Annotated in this window: 19 protein-coding genes; 6 read left to right on the forward strand and 13 right to left on the reverse strand. The window is 54.3% G+C overall.

Annotation, left to right across the window (positions count from 1 at the left end):
• Positions 1-136: 136 nt before the first annotated feature.
• The 4 genes from IJ22_RS14320 to IJ22_RS14335 form a co-directional block, all read right to left on the reverse strand.
• Positions 137-898 (reverse strand): CAP domain-containing protein, encoded by a 762-nt coding sequence (locus tag IJ22_RS14320; protein WP_054818970.1) that lies wholly within the window; start codon positions 896-898, stop codon positions 137-139.
• Between the two features lie 174 nt (positions 899-1072).
• On the reverse strand, positions 1073-1744 hold the full coding sequence (locus IJ22_RS14325) for a YcnI family copper-binding membrane protein (protein WP_062410994.1): 672 nt from the start codon (positions 1742-1744) through the stop codon (positions 1073-1075).
• 86 nt (positions 1745-1830) lie between these two features.
• Positions 1831-2499, reverse strand: a complete 669-nt coding sequence (locus tag IJ22_RS14330; protein ID WP_062409301.1) for a response regulator — start codon at positions 2497-2499, stop codon at positions 1831-1833.
• Positions 2496-3323 (reverse strand): sensor histidine kinase, encoded by an 828-nt coding sequence (locus IJ22_RS14335; protein ID WP_062410995.1) that lies wholly within the window; start codon positions 3321-3323, stop codon positions 2496-2498. The genes IJ22_RS14330 and IJ22_RS14335 overlap by 4 nt, the downstream gene beginning before the upstream one ends.
• Before the next feature lie 306 nt (positions 3324-3629).
• On the opposite strand from IJ22_RS14335, the gene IJ22_RS14340 reads away from it, so the two are divergent.
• The 5 genes from IJ22_RS14340 (at position 3630) to IJ22_RS14360 (ending at position 7062) form a co-directional block, all read left to right on the forward strand.
• Positions 3630-4634 (forward strand): ketoacyl-ACP synthase III, encoded by a 1005-nt coding sequence (locus IJ22_RS14340; RefSeq protein ID WP_062409302.1) that lies wholly within the window; start codon positions 3630-3632, stop codon positions 4632-4634.
• Positions 4635-4807: 173 nt separating this feature from the next.
• Positions 4808-5101: a nucleoside-diphosphate sugar epimerase gene (locus tag IJ22_RS14345; RefSeq protein WP_235594136.1), complete on the forward strand. Its 294-nt coding sequence runs from the start codon at positions 4808-4810 to the stop codon at positions 5099-5101.
• 29 nt (positions 5102-5130) lie between these two features.
• The gene (locus IJ22_RS14350; protein WP_054818968.1) at positions 5131-5439 is read left to right on the forward strand and encodes an alpha-helical endospore appendage domain-containing protein; all 309 of its coding nucleotides are present in this window, start codon (positions 5131-5133) and stop codon (positions 5437-5439) included.
• A 31-nt stretch (positions 5440-5470) separates the two neighbouring features.
• On the forward strand, positions 5471-5767 hold the full coding sequence (locus IJ22_RS14355; RefSeq protein ID WP_054818995.1) for a hypothetical protein: 297 nt from the start codon (positions 5471-5473) through the stop codon (positions 5765-5767).
• Positions 5768-5928: 161 nt separating this feature from the next.
• The gene (locus IJ22_RS14360) at positions 5929-7062 is read left to right on the forward strand and encodes a YheC/YheD family endospore coat-associated protein (RefSeq protein WP_062409303.1); all 1134 of its coding nucleotides are present in this window, start codon (positions 5929-5931) and stop codon (positions 7060-7062) included.
• 103 nt (positions 7063-7165) lie between these two features.
• Here IJ22_RS14360 and IJ22_RS14365 read toward each other — a convergent pair whose 3' ends face one another.
• Complete coding sequence (locus IJ22_RS14365; protein WP_062409304.1) at positions 7166-11641, reverse strand: WIAG-tail domain; 4476 nt, start codon at positions 11639-11641, stop codon at positions 7166-7168.
• A gap of 219 nt (positions 11642-11860) precedes the next feature.
• Complete coding sequence (locus IJ22_RS14370; protein WP_062409305.1) at positions 11861-12433, reverse strand: DNA-3-methyladenine glycosylase I; 573 nt, start codon at positions 12431-12433, stop codon at positions 11861-11863.
• A gap of 86 nt (positions 12434-12519) precedes the next feature.
• Here IJ22_RS14370 and IJ22_RS14375 point away from each other — a divergent pair, with 86 nt between their 5' ends.
• Positions 12520-13344 (forward strand): EcsC family protein, encoded by an 825-nt coding sequence (locus tag IJ22_RS14375; RefSeq protein WP_082660820.1) that lies wholly within the window; start codon positions 12520-12522, stop codon positions 13342-13344.
• Between the two features lie 144 nt (positions 13345-13488).
• Here the strand turns inward: IJ22_RS14375 and IJ22_RS14380 are convergent, their stop codons facing one another.
• The 7 genes from IJ22_RS14380 to IJ22_RS14410 all read right to left on the reverse strand — a co-directional run bounded on the left by IJ22_RS14380 (position 13489) and on the right by IJ22_RS14410 (position 20813).
• Entirely contained in the window at positions 13489-14445 is a 957-nt protein-coding gene (locus IJ22_RS14380) for a ComEC/Rec2 family competence protein (RefSeq protein ID WP_062409306.1), read from the reverse strand.
• Positions 14442-15563 (reverse strand): ABC transporter ATP-binding protein, encoded by a 1122-nt coding sequence (locus IJ22_RS14385; RefSeq protein ID WP_062409307.1) that lies wholly within the window; start codon positions 15561-15563, stop codon positions 14442-14444. Before IJ22_RS14385 ends, IJ22_RS14380 begins: the two co-directional genes overlap by 4 nt.
• Positions 15564-15566: 3 nt before the next feature.
• The gene (locus IJ22_RS14390; protein ID WP_062409308.1) at positions 15567-16433 is read right to left on the reverse strand and encodes an ABC transporter permease; all 867 of its coding nucleotides are present in this window, start codon (positions 16431-16433) and stop codon (positions 15567-15569) included.
• On the reverse strand, positions 16430-17278 hold the full coding sequence (locus tag IJ22_RS14395; RefSeq protein WP_062409309.1) for an ABC transporter permease: 849 nt from the start codon (positions 17276-17278) through the stop codon (positions 16430-16432). The genes IJ22_RS14390 and IJ22_RS14395 overlap by 4 nt, the downstream gene beginning before the upstream one ends.
• Before the next feature lie 23 nt (positions 17279-17301).
• Positions 17302-18510 (reverse strand): extracellular solute-binding protein, encoded by a 1209-nt coding sequence (locus IJ22_RS14400; protein ID WP_201023559.1) that lies wholly within the window; start codon positions 18508-18510, stop codon positions 17302-17304.
• A 158-nt stretch (positions 18511-18668) separates the two neighbouring features.
• On the reverse strand, positions 18669-19382 hold the full coding sequence (locus tag IJ22_RS14405) for a GntR family transcriptional regulator (RefSeq protein WP_074727100.1): 714 nt from the start codon (positions 19380-19382) through the stop codon (positions 18669-18671).
• A 78-nt stretch (positions 19383-19460) separates the two neighbouring features.
• Positions 19461-20813 carry a hypothetical protein gene (locus IJ22_RS14410; RefSeq protein WP_054819522.1) on the reverse strand — a complete coding sequence of 451 codons (1353 nt, stop codon included), beginning with the start codon at positions 20811-20813 and terminating at the stop codon, positions 19461-19463.
• Positions 20814-21002 lie beyond the last annotated feature (189 nt).

The following is a 21002-nucleotide window of genomic DNA, read 5'->3' on the forward strand; positions in this document are numbered from 1 at the left end:
TTATGGAAATGCCTCCATGCAAAATTCATCACCTCTTGCATTACAGAATAATTCGAACCGAATGATGCGGCTTGTGTCAGTCTAACAAAACCGTCCTGAAGCATCGCACGCTTCAGGACGGTTGGGCTTGCCGGCGTTATTTGGCTGTAAACTGCTGAGTAAACATCTTGCCGCAAGGGCCTCCCTCCACGATACCGATGCCGATATGAGTGAAGTCCCTGCTTAGTATATTGGCACGGTGTCCTTCGGAATTCATCAGCGCTTGATGGGCTGACTCCGCATTTTGATTGCAGGCAATATTCTCCCCCGCCGTCCGGTACCGGATTCCGAATCGTTTCATCATGTCGAAAGGCGAGCCATACGTAGGAGAATCGTGGGAAAAATAATCTTTGTCCGTCATATCCTGACTTTTCAGCCGTGCCACTTTGGACAGCTCCAAATCGACGGCAAGCGGAGACAACCCGGCTTCGGACCGGGCCTTGTTGATCAGGTCGATCATCTGCTGCTCCTCAGGCATAAGCCCGGGCGGCTTCTCCTGAGGCGGCGGACCCGGCTTGGGCGGCATCGGACCCGGGGCGGGAGCGGGTTTCTTCGGAATTTTCAGGTTTCCGTATGCCCAGAGGATTGCTTGCAAGGTTTGGTCATCCACCGCCCCTGTAGGGGGAAGTCCGTTAGCCTTCTGAAACACCCTGACGCCGTTGGCTGTATCGGGTCCGTAATAACCGTTGATCTGACCCTGAAAATAGCCAAGCGATTTTAACATCCCTTGAACCGCATAAACGTCCGGACCTTGTGCGCCTTCGCCGAACGCAAGAACCTTGCCTGCGATGGTCAGGCTCATGAACAGGCAGACGAGCCATATCAAAGCGTTTTTCTTGTTGCGCCAACGCTGCAGCATCTTCGCAAATCCCCCCTGAACTGGTTAAATAATCAAGTCTACAACCAGCATCCCCTTCCGGCCGCATTTTTATGATTTGGTTTGCAGATAAGAATTCCTCAATATGTAAATGACCTGCGCTACAACACAAAAAAGCCCGTTTCCCATGCTGGAAACGGACCGGTTCATACGATATCAGCGTTTTCTTCGCGACAAGGACACGACGAAAGATAACGCACCAAGAATGAGGGCGGCAATGGATAAGTACAGCGGCGCTCCGGAGGCTGCCGGTGCTCCGGCCGCCGGTTCCCCGGACGCTGAAGGCGCTGCGGCAGAATCAGCTTTGCCGGCATTTGCGGCAGGAGCGGTATGGCCGTGGCTGTCTGTGGCTGCCCCTGCCGGTTTGGCATTGACCTTGGTTACGGAAGCCGGCTTGTCCGAGCCTTCCGCGCCTACCCACTCGACGACACTGCCGTCCTTGTAGGTTTGATAAGCCTTCCATTGGATCGCTGTAGCGTTGTCGGCTACTTTACCCTGCATATAAAATTCTCCGAACTCTGTAGGACCGAGACCTTCTCCCGTTGCGGTCCAAATCACACCGGTAATTTTTCCGTTGTCGTCTTTGGTCAGTTCATAGCTCCAACCCGGCTTCGGCTCGAAACGGGAGATGGAGACGGCATCCAGCGGAAATTTCACTTCCACCTTCACTGTCGGCACATCTTTCTCCGTCGGGACCCGGACGGCAAATTTCTCGTAAGATCCTTGCGTCGTTTCTTTTGGCAGCACGGTGACATGCGCGCTGGCCAGTCCTCCGGTCATAAGCGATAAGAACAGGCTCAATACCAGCATAATATGCCATTTTTTCATCATATGGAATCCCTTCTTTCTTAGCGATCAGTATATCCATGTGTAATGTATAACAAACCGCCGCTTGAAAGAATGACTCGATTGGGCTATTTTCGCCCGTTTTTTTGTCCGATCTGTGTCAAACCGTGCCGTACGGCATACGCTGTCAGCTGCACCCGGTTGTCAAGGGACAGCTTGGCCAAAATGTTCTTGATATGATTTTTCACCGTATTTTCCGTGATGACGAGCGTTTCTGCAATTTGCCGGTTGCTTTGGCCGCTGGCCACGCAGCTTAAAATTTCACACTCCCGCTGAGACAGCACACCGGGCTGTACATCGCTCACATTCGCGTCCGCCGAACGAAACGAATGGAACAGCCGATCCGCCATACCGCGGGAGATTTCGCTGTCATCATCAAGCAGCCCGTGCAGGTAGGCGATCCAATCGTCCGGATCCATATTTTTGAGCAGATATCCTTGCGCGCCATAGCGGATGGCGGTGAACAAATCCGCCACGTCATCGGATACCGTAAGCATGACCACGCGGATATGGGGATAGAGCTGTTTAATCCGTTTGGTTGCTTCCAGCCCCCCCATCACCGGCATTTGAATATCCATCAGTACGAGATCCGGCAGCAGCTCGCCGCAAAGCTCGACGGCTTCCTGCCCGTTGCGCGCTTCACCGATCCACTCGAAGCCGCTCTCGCCCTCGATCAGGGTACGGACGGCCTTCCGCGCAAGCGGATGGTCGTCCGCGATCAGTACGCGGTAATTCATGACGTTCTCCCTCCCAGTTCCTCACGCAGCGGCCCGGTAACCAGCAGTTCCATTCCTTGACCCGGCGCTGTTCTGATTTCCAGCTTTGCCCCCAGTTCCTTCGCCCGCTTTCGCATGATGGAAATCCCGTAACGTTGAGGCTGCTCCGGCGCTTCACGATCCGTTCCTTTACCGTTATCTCCAATCCTCAAGCTCCAGTTTGCCCCGTCCTCCTGCAGGACAAACTCAATGTAAGCATGGTCTGCCCGGGAATGCTTGCGGATGTTCGTAAACGCCTCGCGGATGATCGAGAACAGAGGCACCTCCGCAGACGGCGGAATGCGATCCTCAGGCACGCTGATATGCTGATCGACGGCAATGCCGCTCATGCCGCTCCACTCCTCCAGCCATGTCTGCAGTCTGGCAGTAAAGCTCGCCCCTTCTTCCGGCGCCGTTCTCAAATTAAAGATCGCTTGCCGCAAATGATGATCGATCTCCGATATGGCGGAGCGGGCCTCATCCAGCTGCCCTTTTTTTAACTGCACGTTCATAAAAAACAGAATCTGCGCAATGTTGTCGTGCAGCTCCTGCGCCAGCCTTTCCCGCTCCTCATATACCGCCCGTTTGGCCTGTTCTTCCGCCAGCTTCACGTTCATGCTTTGAATGCGTCCGAACATCCATGTTCCGAACAAATAAGAAAGCAAAAGTGTGAGCAGGGTCATATAGAAGTTGCCTGCTTCCATAGAAAGCACATCTAACAAAAAATCATGCCGGATGTACTCAAAGCCTCCAATGATAAGCGGCGGCAGTAAAATCGTCAATATTTTATAGCTTCTCATGGACATATTCATCTGCTTCACCTCACAGCTCGCGCATGGATTGGATTCCATTCTATACGGATATACGAACCTGCATAGAAATCGGGCGTCCCTTCTCTAAGACACAGCCGTATGGCCCTCTGAATTTTGCCGGTATGATATCGACGAACGAATGATACCCCTATTCTAACATAATAAAACAAGCTGTAACTCCTTATCGTATTAAACGCATTGACAGAATGCAAAAGCCCATGTATCATTTTGGTACCAAGTACTAATATCAGGTTATAATTTTTTTTGAGCGTGAATATAATAAACTGAGGTGATGTGATCATGAATCAATTCGTTCCAAGAATAACGGCGGTTGGCAGCTACACGCCCGAACGCCGGCTGACGAATGCGGACCTGGAGCGTATGGTGGAAACCGACGACGAATGGATCGTTCAGCGAACGGGCATCCGCGAAAGACGCATATCGGCGCCCGAAGAGTATACCAGCCACTTGTGCATTGAAGCGGTCAAGGATCTCGTGAACCGGTACGGAGCCGTATTGGATGACGTGGATCTGCTCATCGTTTCGACCAGCACCCCGGACTTCACTTTCCCTTCGACCGCCAGCCTGGTCCAAGCCCACTTCGGCATTCCGCAGACACTCGCGTTCGATCTCAGCGCCGCGTGCGCCGGGTTTATCTACAGCCTGCATACGGCCAGAAGCATGCTTGCGTCAGGGCTGCACCGCAAGGCGCTCGTGATCGGCGCCGACGCCTTATCCAAAATAACAGATTACACGGACCGCACGACATGCATTTTGTTCGGCGACGGAGCAGGAGCCGTGCTGCTGGAACGGGATGCCGAAGGGGCGGAAGCGAGTTGGCTCGCCTCCACCTTCGGCTCCGACGGCACCGGGGGCGTGCACCTGTACCGGACCGGCATCGCCTCCTCCTTGAACGGGGTACCCGTAAACGCCGGCGGCAAGCTGGTGCAGAACGGCCGGGAGGTATATAAGTTCGCCGTACAGACCGTGCCCAAAGGTGTAGCCGAACTGCTTAAACAAGCCGGTCTGTCCAGCGGCAGTGTGGATTGGTTCATCCCTCACAGCGCCAATCTCCGGATCATCGAGTCCGTATGCGAGAGAACGGGGATTCCGTTGGAAAAAACTCTGCATACCATCGAGCATTTTGGCAACACCTCGGCCGCGACCATCCCTCTCGCTTTACATCAGGGGATCAAGCAGGGCTTGCTGAAAGAAGGCGACAAGGTGCTTATGTACGGCTTCGGAGGAGGTTTTGTACATGGAGGTTTGCTCCTGAAATGGAAGGAACCGTTGAGCAAAAGATAAACACTGCCATATGATATACAAATAGCGTCCCTTCCCCCGCGAAGGGACCTTCATTTGGAACATTCTCCTTTACAAAATGGACGAAAGCTGCGATTCCGCTGGGCCAATGCCAATGTTCCCGTTTACCGAAGCAGCATATATTATGGCATAATTTTGTTTATAAGGGAGGATGAATGATGCATCAGCAAGCAACCAGCATTATCGAACATATGGCCTCCTCGCATTGGGAAATGTCGAAAATTCTGGAGTCGGAGAGGCATGTCGCCGTACGGATGGCCGAGCTCGTTCATGAAATTCCCGAGTATAACCCGACTTTTGATGATATTCCGGCATTGATGGAAGGTTCGCTGCTTGTCACCAAAAACGTTGCGGCCTATCTGAACAGCCTTGCCGATCTGTCCGACGCCATTGGGGATAATTTGAATTTGATCATGAAAGAACAGCGAAGCTCCGACGGGGAAGAATAACGTATGTTGATAATGGAAAGAGGGTAACCATGAGCAGAGAGGACTCTTATTACAGAATCTTGCAATCCGTTTCCCGATTACAGTTCAATATATCGCTAATTCTTGAAGCAAAAGCTATCGAAGCCTCCCGTTCAAGCCAATGGCTTTGCCATCACATATCCTCCATGCAATTTGAAAATCAAGGTGAGCAGGTTGCAAAAACCGTGGAAATCCACGATCATCTGCTGGAAGTCATTGACGGTTTGACCAAAATGGAGCTGGCGCTTTCGAAGAACCTTCAGGCTCTTTTAGGGGACCAAGAGGGCGGCGGCGCCAATGATCCGGGGATCACAGGTTGATCAATCCAATATCGTTCGGAGGAAATTCAAAGTGAACTGGCATGAGGAAGAAGCGCGAACAAAGCTTCATATTCTAATTTCGCTTGCCCGAAGTCAGCGTGCGCTGTCCAGAATTTTGGAAAGCGTAGCGGACGTTGCGGAAAAAACGGAGCCGGCCGGAGAGAGGCTTGTTGAGCAAATGGAAGCGCTCAGCAAGTACCAAAGGCAGATTGCAGTCAAAATGATTGGAATCAAAATACGAAAAAAAACCAGCGGAATCCCTCAAAAACCGTGGATCAACCAAACGCTGGTTCATTACCGTCCTCAAACTATTTCTGCGAAGGAATAGTTTTTTTATTGCCTCTCTGTACTTTACTTCACGTCAATCCGCATGCTCAATGTACGATCCCATTAAATGCCTACGATACCTGTCCAAACCCCCTTTCCCCCGGTCACATATGCTGTATGGTCAAGTATTAGTCCGAATCCGGGGACAAAGGAGTGATAGCCATGCTGCCTCCCTACGTAGGCATCCTCGTCAACGATGTGATGTACGCTGGAATACCTTTAGGAAAAACCAAATACGAGAGGATCGATTATTACCTAGAGGCGGGCAAGAAATTCGGGATTACGCCATGCTTTTTTCGAATCCGTGATTATAAGGCAGGAAAGGCTTGGATTAAAGCTTATGTACAAACGGACGACGACCAATTTGTATTGGCTGTCGTCCCTATGCCTCAAGTCATTCATAATCGCGCCATTTATAACGGTATAAAGGAATTCCGCACACTTCGAAGCTGGTCCGATGAAGGAAGGGTGCTCTTTAACTCTTGGAACCGTTACGGCAAGCTCTTCATTCACAATGTGCTGATGAAAAACCCCGGCTTGCAGCCCTACTTGCCGCGGACCCGCAAAGCCACCCCCGCCAATGTAAAATCGATGATGAAACAATTTGATTCCATCATTATTAAACCTGACCGAAGCAGCAAGGGACGCGGAGTCATGAAATTATCCCGCACGCAAAAAAAGTGGAAATTGCTTTATCCGTCCACACTTCATGTGCGCAATACCAAATGGCATTCGATTGTATTCAACGGCCTCAAACTGCCCCCCGTCCTGCGCCGCAGATTGCAAAACGGAAAATATATCGTTCAGCAGTGTGTCGCCCTGGCAACCTATAAGAAACGTCCGTTCGACCTCAGGGTTGCCGTCCAACGAGGAGCTGCGGGCGAATGGAAAATTACAGGAATCGTCGCCAAAGTGGCTTCAGACCGGATATTTTTGACCAATGTATCCCAGGGCAGCACGATTCACCGGTTGGAGGAGATTTTGCAGCAGGAATATCCCCACCTGACACACGAAGAAGTGATACGGAGTATCCATCATTTGGCCCTAAGCGTGGCTGATCAGCTGGGACAAAGCCTCCCCTGCATGGCCGACCTGGGACTGGATATCGGTTTGACCACAGACGGTGTCCCTATGTTCATTGAATGCAACGGGAAGGACCAGCGATACAGCTTCCTTAACGCCGGTATGCTGAAAGAGTGGAAAGCCTCCTACGAGAATCCGATGGCTTTCGCCAAACATCTTCTTACCTCCGGCAAGGAAGTCGATCGCCCTCACGCCGGCAAAGCGGATCGTTGACTGAGTTTAGCGAAATGCCGGAACAAGCGGAATTCCACCCAGAGGCCGGGAGGCACGAGACGTATAAAAGGCTTGCTCCTGCCGGGAACAAGCCTGTATTGATTTATTCATACACGCTTCCGATGGCAATCCAGTTGACAACCCCTTGGAACTCGCCGGAAACATTGCATCGTACGACTTCGATAACCGCACCGCTATCCTGTTTGCTCTGGATCACGGCGTAGCAGCCGGGGTGGCTCGTTGTTCCGACAAGAACATAGTTATCGTCAGCGTACGGCCGATCAAAAATGACGGGAATGGCCGCACTTTCCGTTTCACTGGAGAAAGAGAAGCTGCTCAGACCGAACTGCTGCGAAGTGGTCAGCAGCTTTCTTTCCGGTGCGGGGAAAAACAACGGATGCTGCCGTTCGTTCTTATCGTCCAGGATCGCATTTTCCTTATCGTTCTCCGTCTCTATATCGATCGCATGCAAATATATTTTGTCGCTCTTCGGCTTTTCCGTTCCTTCTGCCGCAGGCTCTTTGGTATGCTCCTTTTCGGACTTTTCGTTTGATTCCTTTGCCGGAGCCTCCGCTTTGTTCTCGGCCGGATTCGGGGCCAAACGTTCCTCCTCCGGACGAATTTCAGCAGCAGGCTTCTTATCCGCAAGCCCCTTCGTCTCCCGCTTTCCTTCTCTAACGGAAAGTCCGTTCAGCAGCGTTTGAAGCTTAGGTTCCAAATGAAGCAGAGAGATCGTTCCCGGGATCAGATGATATCCGGATATAGTTTCCTGCTTAATATGGAATCCATCCACCGTTTCATCGCCCAAATGCTTCGACGTGACGGCCCCGTCGGCCAGCCGGCTGCTGTCCACCGCGCCCAGCGCGATCTTCTCCATCGTCACCGCATACGGCCTCAAATTGGCTTCACCCACGGCATCGACTGCCAGATGCTTCGATTTAACCGAACCGGACGTCAGATGCTTCGATTTAACGGAACCGGACGTCAGATGCTCCGAGCCGACAGAGCCTTCAGCCAGCCTGCTGCCGTTCACCGCTCCCGGCGCCAGCTTCTCCGTCGTCACCGCCTCCGTACCCAGTTGGGCTTCACCGACCGATCCTGCAGCCAGGTGCTCCAATCTGACGCACTCCAAGGTCAAATGCTCCGGACCAACGGAGCCTTCAGCCAACCGGCTGCCGTCTACCGCGCCGGGTGCCAGCTTCTCCGTCGTCACCGCCTCCGTACCCAGCTGGGCTGCACCGACCGCTTCTTCGGTCAGGTGCTCCGAGCCGACAGAGCCCGACGTCAAATGCTTGAAACTGACGGAGCCTTCAGCCAACCGGCTGCCGTCCACCGCGCCAGGCGCCAGCTTCTCCAAGGTGACGGCCTGCGGTCCGATTTGTGCTTCGCCGACCGCTTCAGGAGCCAGGTGCTCCGAACCGACAGAGCCCGCAGCCAACCGGCTGCCGACGACCGACCCGGGCGCCAGCTTCTCCGCGGTGACGGCCTGTGGTCCGATTTGTGCTTCGCCGACCGCTTCAGGAGCCAGGTGCTCCGGACCGACAGAGCCCAATGCCAAATGCTCCGGACCAACGGAGCCTTCAGCCAACCGGCTGCCGTCCACCGCGCCGGGCGCCAGCTTCTCCGTCGTCACCGCCTCCGCACCCAGCTGGGCTGCACCAACCGCTTCTTCGGCCAGGTGCTCCGGACCGACAGAGCCCAGGGTCAGATGCTTCGCCGTGATCGAGCCTTCGGCCAACCGGCTGCCGACCACCGCGCCATGCGCCAGCTTCTCCGTGGTCACGGCATACGGCCTTATCTGCGCTTCGCCAACCGCATCGACGGCGAGATGCTTCAAAGCAACGGCGCCCGGGGTCAGATGCTCGGATGTTACCGAGCCCGCGGCAAGACGACTGCCGACCACCGCTCCCGGCGCCAGCTTCTCCGCCGTTACGGCCTGCGGCTGAAGCTGCTCTTCACCTACCGACTCCGAAGCGAGGTGCAGGGGACCGACGCTTCCGGGTGTCAGGTGTTGAGAGCCGACCGAACCCTCGGCCAGACGGCTCCCGTCCACCGCGCCGGGCGCCAGCTTCTCCAAGGTCACGGCCTCCGGCATCAAATGCACCTCACCGACGGCATAGAAAGTAAGGTGTTCCGAGCCGACGGAATACGAGGTCAGATGCTCCGAGGAAACGGCGCCCGCAGCCAGACGGCTTCCGTCCACCGCTCCCGGCGCCAGCTTCTCCGTCGTCACAGCTTGCAGTTGCAGCTGTTCTTCGCCTACCGACCCTTCGGCGAGCTGAAGCGAGCCGACGGCACCGGGGGCCAGATGCTCCGAGCCGACAGAGCCTTCAGCCAGACGGCTTCCGTCCACCGCTCCCGGCGCCAGCTTCTCCGTCGTCACCGCTTCCGCCTCCAACTGCGCTTCGCCTACCGCTCCGGCGGCAAGCTGGACCGAGCCGACGGCACCGGAAGCCAGATGCTCCGATACGACGGCACCCGCGGCCAGACGGCTCCCGTCCACCGCTCCCGGCGCCAGCTTCTCCCTGGTCACCGCCTGCGGACTCAGCTGATCTTCACCTACCGACTCAGGCTCGAGCTGTGTTGGGCCGACAGCCCCCGGGGTCAGGTGCTCCCTTGCAACAGCTCCCCAAGCCAGACGACTGCCGTTTACTGCGCCGTATGCCAGCTTTTCCGTCGTTACCGCATTGGACATCAAATGCTCTTCACCTACGGCTTCGGCAGTGAGATGTTCCTGTCCTACGGAGCGTTCAGCCAGATGTTCCGATGTCACAGCGCCTGCAGCGATTCTCCGGCCGTCGACGGCGCCTTCGGCCAGATGTGAGGCGCTCACGGCTCCATCTGCGATTTGAAGTCCCGTCACGGCGCCTTCGGCCAGCTTCTCCGTCCTCACCGCGCCATCCTCCAAGTGCTGCGCCTTCACGGATCCTGTCCCAAGGTGCACATGCTGAACCGATCCGGGGGACAGATGATCCGCCTGCACCGCTTCCTTGGCAAGCTTTTCCGAAGTCACACTGGCATGCGCCAGCTTTGCCGTTGTGACTGCCAGATTCGTAAGCTTATCCGTGGATACCGATTCGCTGGATATTTTGGAGGTCGTTACGCTATGATTCGAGAGATGTCCGGTATGAACGGCTCCCTCTTGCAAATGCTGCTGCTGCACCGCACCGTTGCTCAGCTTCTCGGAAGTGATGGAGCGGTCGTGCAGCTTCTCCGTTGTCACAGCACGGTCCTGAAGGTGTTCCGCTGCGACGGTTTTTTCCGCCAGATGCCCCGAAATCACCGCTTTATCGGCAATATGCGCCGATCCTACCGTCCCGGGCGTCAAATGCTCGCCTTTTACCGAAGCCTTCGCCAGTTTACGGGAGTTGACCGATTGCTCGGCAAGCTTCTCGGCAGTCACGGCCCCGTCGATCAGTTGGGATACGCCGACGCTGGAGGCTGCCAATTTATCACCGGTGACCACACGCGGAGACAAATGCCGGTTCTCAATCACCCCTTGCTGGATATGCTTAGCCTCAATGACCGCCTCCTGCAGATGAATTCCTTGTACAGTCCCTTTGGACAGCTTCGCGGAAGTCACCCCACCGTCCTTGAGATGGACGCTTTGCACCGCTCCGTCCGAAATGTGATTGGGTTGAATCTGCTTATCGGCAATGTGTTCGCTTCGAACAAGCCCTGCCGTCAAATGCTCGTTAACAATCGAGTGCATCTTCAAATGCTCGGACGAAACGCTCCATGGCGCTAATTTCTCCTCCGTCACCGCCCCCTCCGCCAGCTTGCTGGAGGTGATTTCCCCGTCCACCAGCTTGGCGGACGTCACGGACTGGTCCCTCAGCTTTTCTGTGGTCACCGCCTCATCAGCCAATTTGGATACATTGATGGCCCCGTTGGCCATATGAATCGTTTGAATCGCGCCGCTTTTGATTTTATCGGATGTGATGGATTGATTCTGAATCAGCTCTTCCGTTATGACTTCGTCCGCCAAGTGCTTGGTGTGTATCGAATGCTCGGCGATCTTCATGGCATCGATCGTTTTATCCGCCAATTTGTCTGACGTGATGCTGTTATTTTGAAGCTTCGAACCGCTGATCGCACGGTCCTGGATCTTATCCGAGGTAACCGCGCCGGCCGCCAGATGCTCTTCTGTTACCGCTCCGGGGGCCAGCTTTTGTTGGGTTACACTGCCATTAGACAATTTCGTACCGTCTACCGCATAATCTGAAATATGGTCCTTTGCAATGCTGCCGCGTTTAATTTTGGATCCGTCCACGGCATAGCGGGCTATTTTTTCCGATGTTACCGACTCGTCGGCCAGATCGTCCGTATAAATGATAGCGCCTGATGATAGCGGGGATGAAAGCTTCAAGGAAGGGCGCCTCGAGACGGGCGGCAACGTTTTCGGTTGAGCGGACTCCGATTCCCTGACGCGTCCAGGTGCAGAAGAGCTCAAGCCGGCTTCTTCCTTCCGTGCCGTTTCTCCCGAATCCAACCAGCTCAATTCATTCGTAAGCGCATCAACCCGTTTTCCTTGTGTCGGCCTGACTTTGCCGGAACTCCGGCGGCTCACTTTTTTCATATGTGTCCTCCTATATTCCGTAATGACCTTTCATGCTACGATGAAACCTTCGCAATTAGTCATTGCTAACATATGCATTCACCTAGAAGGACGTCATACAAACTGTTAAAAATAGGCAACTATACAGGAAATGCGCGCAGACGAGCACTGTCTGACCGACGGAGAGAGAAAGCCCTGGGCTTTTCTTGCCGAAGAAGCCCGGGGCTGCAAGAAACCAAGCTACACGCCCCGCTCCCCCTCTTCATAACGGAAGCAGTCCGTCGTATGATCCATCACCATGCCGACAGCCTGCATGAACGCATAACAAATCGTCGACCCTACAAAAGTAAAGCCCCGCTTCTTCAAATCCTTGCTCATCGCATCGGATTCGGGCGTGCTGGCGGGCACCTCCTGAAGCGAACGCCAAGCGTTGCGTATCGTCTTTCCGCCGACCAAGCTCCAAATATAACGGTCGAAGCTGCCGAATTCCTCCTGCACCTTGAGGAACGACTGCGCATTGGTAACGGCGGCCCGCATCTTGAGGCGGTTGCGAATCAAACCGGGGTCGGCAAGCAGCTCGTCCAGCTTCGCTTCATCATAGCGGGCTACGATGGCCGGGTCGAAGCCGTCGAACGCTTCGCGGTACCGTTCTCTTTTTTTCAGCATCGTATACCAGCTTAGCCCCGCCTGCATCCCTTCCAATATCAGCATTTCAAACAGCTTCCGGTCGTCGTGAACAGGCACTCCCCATTCTTCATCATGGTATTGGATATAAAGCGGATCTTCATTGACCCAGCGGCAGCGGCAAACCATCCGATGACCAACTCCTTTTTTTCTCTATTATAGCGTATAATTAATAACGGGTATTGCTATATTCCTACCTCAAGCGGGGGATTGCCATGAAACATGAGTTGACGGTTTACGAACAACAGATGGAAAAACAGCTGATCCGTTGGGAAAAGGAACTGCTCAAGCCTCCGGGGATGCTGGAAAAGACGTCCAGGGCGGTCCAATCGCGCGTAAATCAGGTCATTCCGGAAAAAGTCCATACAACGCTCACTACTGCGGTGAAGGGCATTGTCCAAACCGCTCTCTTCAGTATGGATTACATTCCGAAGAATGAACCGCTGTCGTTCATGTCTCTGGCCATGCGCGACCACCAGGCCGAAGAGAAGATTTCCTTTTACAAAAAGCTGGCGGCCGCAGAAGGCGCCGGCGCCGGTGCAGGCGGTATCCTGCTGGGAATCGCCGATTTTCCTATCCTCATCGGCATCAAGATGAAATTTCTGTTCGAGCTCGCTCATATCTACGGACATTCGACGCTGGATTACCGGGAGCGGCTCTTTATCCTTTATGTGTTTCAGATCGCTTTTTCCAGCCAAAATAAAAAACCGGCCCTCTTCCGAACGATTCTGGAATGGCCGGAGACCGTGAAATCACTGCCCCCCGAAGCTTCCTACGCCCAGTACATTAATTGGCGGCAGCTGCAGCAGGAGTACCGGGATACGCTCGACTTTCGCAAAATGCTTCAGCTGGTTCCCGGTATCGGCGCTTTCGTAGGAGCATGGGCCAACTATGGTCTGCTGGATGAGCTCGGGCAAGTAGGCATGAACTGCTACCGCTTGCGATGGCTGCAGGAAGCGAAGCGGCGCAAGCATGACGCCGATCAGCAGAGCCAGGACGACGACGGGGTAAAACCGTTTCAAACGGGCAGCCCTGAGTGACAAACGAACGGTGAGGAAGCCGCAGGATGAACCATAGGATATTTGCCGGCATATAAGCCCCCTTGCAGTCTCCGTCATCCGGACGAGGCAGCAAGGGGGCTGTGATATGGGAGGGCCACCCGTTAGGAAGGTTCCCTGATGGGTTTAACCTATATATACAAGAATATCCCCATCCGTGATGAGCTTCGACGTCCCCGGAGGTACATCTCCCGTGATCCGCAGCTGCACATCCTGACCCAGTTCCTCCGATGCCAAGCTGGTCCATTGGGCTTGAAGCGCCTGGGCGCGTTCGGAACAAATCGGAATAATGGCGACCTCCGGACGGGTCAAGCGAAGCGTTGCGGCGTTGAAGGCATCGTTTACACCGTGGTGTGGAGCCTTCCATACCCTGCAGCGGAGCTGCAGCCGCTGTGCCAGCCTTTTCCAGCCTTCTTCCAGCAAATCCCCGCCGAAGAGAACGCCGCCGTCCCCGGACGCTTCATCACGCGTCAAGAGATAGACGGAGCTGTCGTGGTTGGACAGTTGATGAAAACGTTCCAGCCAACCTGCCCCGGCCGCGCCGATCTCATCGCGGCATGCAAGCAAAGCTTCGGTCAAGGCGGCCCAAGCCGGAAGAGGGTCATCCTGCCGCGGATGCAGCTGCTCAAACGTATAGCCCTCCCGATGCCAAATGGCCGCCTGGTCCTTTTGACCATATCCGTCCCGCCATATCAGCCGCGTTCCATTCTCCTGAAGCAAAGCGACCAGCTCCAGGTAACGGGCCAGCAAGCGGCAGACAAGCCCGGTCTGGTCTTCCCGCTCCCGGCCCGCCAAAATCGATTCCGGCAGCACGAAAGGCTTGTAGGGCAGGACGGCTTCCAATACGCGCTTGCGCCTGGCCACCTCCAACAGACCGTTCAAATGATCGTCATGCAAATGCGTAAGGATCATACAATCAAGCCGTTCCTCTCCGCAACGATCCATCCAGCCGGCAGCCGTATCCCCCCCAGGTACATTCTCCGGCAAGTCCCCGCCGTCCACTAAGGTCAAATGGCCCGACGGCAGACGAATGAAATGCGCATCTCCCCATCCGACCTGGATGCAATGCACTTCAGCCTTCATGCCGAACGCACCTCCTTATCCTCATCTCCCTGCGCATTCTCCTTGCCTCCCGTTTCGTTTCTCTCCTCTGTTTCTTCAAACCAATAGGCTTTGTCGTCCGGTATACGAATCCAATAGGTTCCCTCCGGCTGCGCAGCTTCATCGTCAACGAATACGGTCTGTCCGTTAACCGTTACCATGTGCCGGTAAGCGGAGCCGACAAACAATCGGCTCTTTACTTCACCGAGGAACAATACGCCGCCATCCTCCCGGCGGACCTGCGGCAGTCCGCCGGATGCCGGAAGATGAGCTTCAGCGCCGGTTGCTCCCCGTTCCTCATGGCTGTTCACCGGTATCAGCTTCGCATCATCCGAACGCAGCACCAGCCTGCTGCGCTTCCCGTCCCGCATCACCTGAAGCGTATGGCTCTCTCCCAGAAATTGAGCGGTAAAATAGGTCGCCGGCTTGCGGTATACCTCTTCCGGCGTACCCGCCTGTTCGATCCGTCCTTCATTCATCACGACCACATAATCCGCCATAGACAACGCTTCTTCCTGATCATGCGTCACATACAGCGCCGTTATGCCGAAGGCTTGTTGGATGCTGCGGATTTCCACGCGAAGCCGCTGCCTCACCTTCGCATCCAGATTGGACAACGGTTCATCCATCAGCAGCAGATCCGGCTGCACAACGAGGGCCCGAGCCAGGGCGATCCGCTGCTGCTGCCCTCCCGAATACTGCTGAGGCTTTCTCTTGCGGACCTCCGTCAGATCAATCTCCACCCGGCGCAAGACGTCAAATACCTTTTCCTCCCGCTCCTTGGGGGGAATCTTTCGCAGCTTCAAGCCGTAAGCCACGTTGTCGAACACCGACATGTGCGGCCACAGCGCGTAGTTTTGAAACACCATCGCGGCCCCCCGCTCCTGCGGGGTTGCCCTCGTCACATCCCTTTCGCCGAAATGGATGCTTCCGCTATCCGGTTGAAGGAACCCGGCCAATGTGCGCAAAAGCGTTGTTTTGCCGCAGCCGCTCGGACCCACGATAGCGGTCAATCCCCGCTGCGGCAGCAGCAGATCGATACCTGTGATGCCGCGGCTTTTGGCATAGTTTTTGGTCAAGCCCTGAATATGGATCTGCATAGGTCATACCCTCCCGAAAGCACTCAAATATTCCGATTTCATAAATCGTTGCAGCAGCAGGAGCAATACGATGCCGGGAAGCATCAGCAGAATGGCCGTCACGGACGCCACCTGCATCTCGTATCCGTTCGCCGCATTGTACATAAATATAGGCATGGTCACCATGAACGGCGCGCCGATCAGCAGACTGCCCGTAAATTCATCAAGCGAATACAGGAAGACGAGCAAGGAGGAAGCGATCATGCCCGGCAGGGAAAGCGGAAGCGCGATATGAAAAAAAGTATACAGCCGCGACGCTCCCAGCATGATGGACGCCTCCTCAAGAGCAGGCGAGATCGACTGGAACACCGATACCATGGTCCACACCGAAAAGACAACGGCGCCTACCAGATGAATCAATATGACGCCCGTCAGCGTTCCTACAAGATCCCATTTGTACATGAGCACCATGGTGTTCGTAAATACCGGGAGCTGGGGAAACGCCTGCGGCAGCAAAAACAGCAGCAAAAGAAGGGTTCGTCCCGGAATCCGGCAGCGTGCGATGATGTAGGAGAGCGGTACCGACACCAGAAGACACAGCAAAGTGACGAGCAGCGCCGTTTCAAAGCTGAGTATAAGGGACTGCAGCATCTTTCCTTCGAATACTTTCCGCCAATAGAGCAGGCCCCATTGGTTCGGCAGCGGATGAGGCCAAAACCATTTTTCCGCCAACGACCACAGAAGAAGGCTTGTCAGCGGCCCCAATATCACGAACAATGCGGCTGCATAGGCGACCAGCCTGAGAGCGATTTGCAGCAGACCATAGCCGGAAACGAGCCGGGAAGCGCCGGAAGACGACGGCAGAGCTCCGGGTTGAACAGTCGAATTCATACTTTGGCCACTCTCCTGACGTAATAGATGGCGGCACCCATGGAAACAAGATAAGACAGCACGCCGAGCGCATTCGCTACTCCGTTGTTGTGCTGATATACCATTTGATAATAAAGATCGATCATGAGCATTTGGCTGCCGCTGCCCATCATCGCCGGAATGGAGAAGCTGCCCATCATCGAGGTGAACGTCAGAACGGCAACGACGCCGATCGAGCCCGTGCTCATAGGCACCAGAATATCTTTTATCAATCGAAGGCCCCCCGCCCCTACAATGCGGGCCGCTTCCAAATAGCTCGGATTTACGGCACGGAACGCACCCATGACGAGCAGCAGAGAGAACCCGATATTTTTCCAGACTAAGGCCAGAATTAAGCCGGCGGTATTGAAAGCGATGGAAGGAAGGGAATCCGGATTGAACAACCCGAGCGACATGAACATCGAATTCAGCGTTCCGTGCGGAGCCAGAAAAACGCGCATTGCATGGCCCACCACCACAAAGGGAACAAACAGCGGAATTTTGAACAAAAACTCGATAAACGGACTGGCATGCAAACGCAATACGCCTCCGAGAAGTACGGATACCAGCAGGAGCAAAAGCAAGCTGACCGCACAGACCCATAACGTATACCACAAATCTCCTGTGTATAAAGCGAAGGCTTCCCGATAATGGGCTGTCGTCCATTCCCCCTGGTCTGTCCTCAGGCTCGCCGCCACGGAGAGAACAAAAGGATAGACGAACAGCACAGCTACAAGACCGACGGCAGGAGCGGCAAGCGCCGCCCCCGCCAACCGGTGAATGATAGCAGGGCTAAACCAAGATGGCGTGCTGCTTTCAAGTTTCATCCATTGCACCCCTGATTTCCGTCTCAATTCTTTTCGTAAGCCGACTGCAAGTTCGTAAAGAACTGCGAGATCGGAAACGATTGGCCTCGTTTGCTGAGATCCTCCGCCGTGACGTCTTTAAACAGCTTTTGCTTTCCCTGCTCGCTCACGTTGGCCATGACGGCATTCGCGTCGATACCGGGGTACCAGCTGTTTTTATCCACAATATATTTTGCCTGAATTTCGGGAGATGTAAGGAAATCGGCGAAGGCCAATGCCGCTTCCTTGTTTTTGGCGTTCTTCGTGATCACAACGTACATCGGCTGGCCAGGCAGACCCGGTTCAATCACCTTAAGCCTCAGGTTCGGATTCAAACGTCCTTCGTCTATCCAGGTATAGAACATGTCGACCCAAACCGGGCCCATATCGATTTCGCCCCGGTTCAGCATATCCAGCGTACCGTTATTGCCGTTGGTGATGGTCGCGGGCAGCGATTTGAGCTCCTTCATGATATCCGGCCATTTTTTCTCCAGCTCCGCATTGTAAGGACCCTCGGATAACGTTTTGTAATCGCCTGTTTTCCAGTAGACGTAAGCGGTCGTGAACGCTACTCCGCTCATGCCGTTCTTGATACCGTTGTAGCCGAAGCGCTTGGGATTCGCCTGGATCCAGGCGGCCAATTCCTCAAAACTGGCCGGAGGCTGCTTCACCTTGTCCGGATTGTAAGCAATCGCCACTTGGCTGTGGAACATCGGGATCACATATCCCTCCACATTCGTACCGAGGCTGTTTTTGCTGTCCGAAGAGGTCACGTACTGCTTATTGGCGGATTGCGGCACCCATTTGTCCAGCAAATCATTATCTATCATTTGCTTCATCAGGTTTTGGTGTACGATGGCTACATCGATATCCCATTCTTTTTTGCCTGCGTCTTTTTGCGCCTTCAGCTTTTCCACAATTTTTTGCGATCCCGCATCTCCGGGACCTGTTCCGACCACCGCCACTTCGGCTCCCTCATATTTCTTTTTGAAATCGGGGGCGACAGCTTTTTCCATCAGATCCGTCATAACGGTGTCGCCCGCAACCGCCAAGCTGACTTGAAGCGGTTTGTTTTCCGCCTGTTTGGGCGTATCCGCCGGTTTCGTTTCCGTACCGGAAGTGGTTGTCGACGCCGCAGGCGCCGTTTGTCCGCAGCCGGACAGCATGGCCGCAGTGAGCAAGCATACAACTGATAGGCTTCGAATTTTTCTCATTTTCCCCATCCTTAGACCTTTTTTAATGGATTGTTGTCTAGACACCCACTAATCACATTATGCTCAGAGATTATTAGCAGAGTGTCAAATAGATGTGAAGAATTAGTAAAAGTACCCAAACCGTACGGCTTTTGTGACGCAACCAAAAAAAGCGCCCCTTACCGGGTGCGCTTGATCCAAAACTTGAACACGTCGTTGCGGAAATAATCGTACGAAAACAAGACAGGCAGAAAATCCTCGTCGTAGTGCGTTTGCTTCAGCAGAAGTACGGGCGTTTCTTCCGTTAGCCTGAGCTTGGCCGCATGGACGTCGGATGGCGCCGGTACGATCAGCTCGGTATTGGCGCTGACAATACGAATGCCGCACTCCTCTTCGAGAAAACGCATTAAGGAGCCGTGCAATCGCCTTCGCTTGAATGCCTCCCCTGAAATGGCGTAAGGCAAAATATTGATATTGAACGATACCGGCTCTCCACCGGCCGTCCGTATTCTCTCGCTGACGACAACCGGGTCGCCGGACTCGATATGAAGAAAGCCGGCCCACTCCGGTTCGCATGGAACCGTTCGAATCGATTCCTGATACTCGCCTTCCCCTAAACCGGAAGAACGGATCATCTCCGATGTGGAGCTCAAACGGTCCAAGCTGCTGGGGATCGAATCCTGCGGCCGCGTGACGAAGCGGCCGATCCCCTTGCTGACGCGAAGCTTCCCTTCCCGTTCCAACTGCTTTACTGCGGAACGGAACGTTTCACGGCTTACACCGAATCTGCGGGCCATTTCCGGCTCCGAAGGCAGTTTCTCTCCTGCGACAAGCTCACCGGACTCCATTTGTCTCTCCAATTCTTCCTTTATTCGGATATACTCGTGTGCCATATCGTTTCTCTTCGCTTTCGTTTTTTTAAATCGTAACAAACCGTAACGAAAAAAGGAAGCCTTTCGGCCTCCCTGGATTTATCTTACCGCTTGTATCTCTGCCGTTACTCTCGCCTGGCCGTTTGAAGTATCGGCGTTGTTCCAGTTGACGGTTTGACCCACACCGGGCAAAGCGCTCAGGAACCCCATTTCGTCGTCTCCGCTCGTACCGTCCGAGTCGTTGACGAGCAGTTTCATCTCCGTACCTGCCGGCTCGGTGACATAGCGGTCGTTATAAGCGGAACTATACTGGCCGCCGAGTACGGCATCCACCGTTCCCCAAAGCACTTGATAAACCGAGCCAATCGGTGCATCGTTCTTTTTCCATAGCCGGTCATCGCTTACACTGTTGCCGTTTGCTTGCCACTTCACATAGATATCGCTTTTGCCCCCAAACGGGTCCCGGTCAGCCTGACTGGTTACGCTGGAGACCTGAAGCCTGTGCGTATAATAAGAATGATTCACATATTGATGGGAGAAATCCCCCAATCCGTTTACATGCGTATCGACCATATGAGCCGGGTCGCTTAAAAAATCGCCTTTGAATGTCGGACCGTCGTCTGCATCATCCCACACCCACGGCATGGCGGCGGCGTCCGTGCCGTATGTATCCCCGTCCAGTTTCCCCCACGCGCCGAACGTTTTCCCGTCGCCAATGTCGGTGCGCCGGTCCCAGAAATCATTAAAGGACAGCAGAGCATATTCGTATTTGTTGGTATAATTGCCTGTTGCATCCGTTACTACATCCGCTGTCGTGCCGGGTTGATATACGATTCCGTCGCCTCCGGGCGCAGAGCTCCCGTCGTAGGCATAAACCCCGTGTCCGCCCAATGGGCTTTGCCCGTTGGATTGAATAAACACTTTCGGATGCGAGCCGTTAAACAGCACGCCTCCGTCCACATTATCCGTACCCGTCGTAATGGAAGGATCGTTGGTGTACTGATAAAACTGGTTGTGCGCGCAGGTTTCCATCAATTGAAACGCACCGTAGGATGAGCCATCCTTGCGAATGACCAGCAGCACGCCTTCCAGATCGTTTTCATGCCGGTCCAGCGTCAACGGTCCGTCATCGCGGGGATGGTACACATAGTAGCCGATAAAATAATGCGTTACGGTTTCCACCACGGAATAGTAGGCATAGGCTTTCAACGGATATGAATAAAGATTTTCCCAGTTGTTATTGCCCTTCCAATCCCCGTCATAATTAAAATTGGTGATGTAGTCCGCTTCATAGCCGTAGGTTGCGTTTACATCCTGATAAAACTCCGGCGCCCAATGTGCAGCGAGCTCGGCGGCGGAAGCCGCCTGTACGGCCGGAGGCCATGCGCTTCCCGCCACTCCCAGCGTGATGACGAGGGCCAACAGCCAGCTTCGGATCCTTTTCTTTCCCATACCAATCCCATCCTCCCCTAATATAGCCAACGCTTGGAAGCGTCAGCTGTGGTCAGCGGGTGTCTAGACATCATTATCATAATCGAATTGGATTAGCGGAGTGTAAAAGCGATATAAAGATTTTATTAATTCCGCTCAACAGAAAAAAAGCCTCCGCCGGGGCAAAAGCCATGGGCGAAAGCTTTAGAA

This window comes from Paenibacillus naphthalenovorans (genome assembly GCF_001465255.1).
Lineage (GTDB): Bacteria > Bacillota > Bacilli > Paenibacillales > NBRC-103111 > Paenibacillus_G > Paenibacillus_G naphthalenovorans.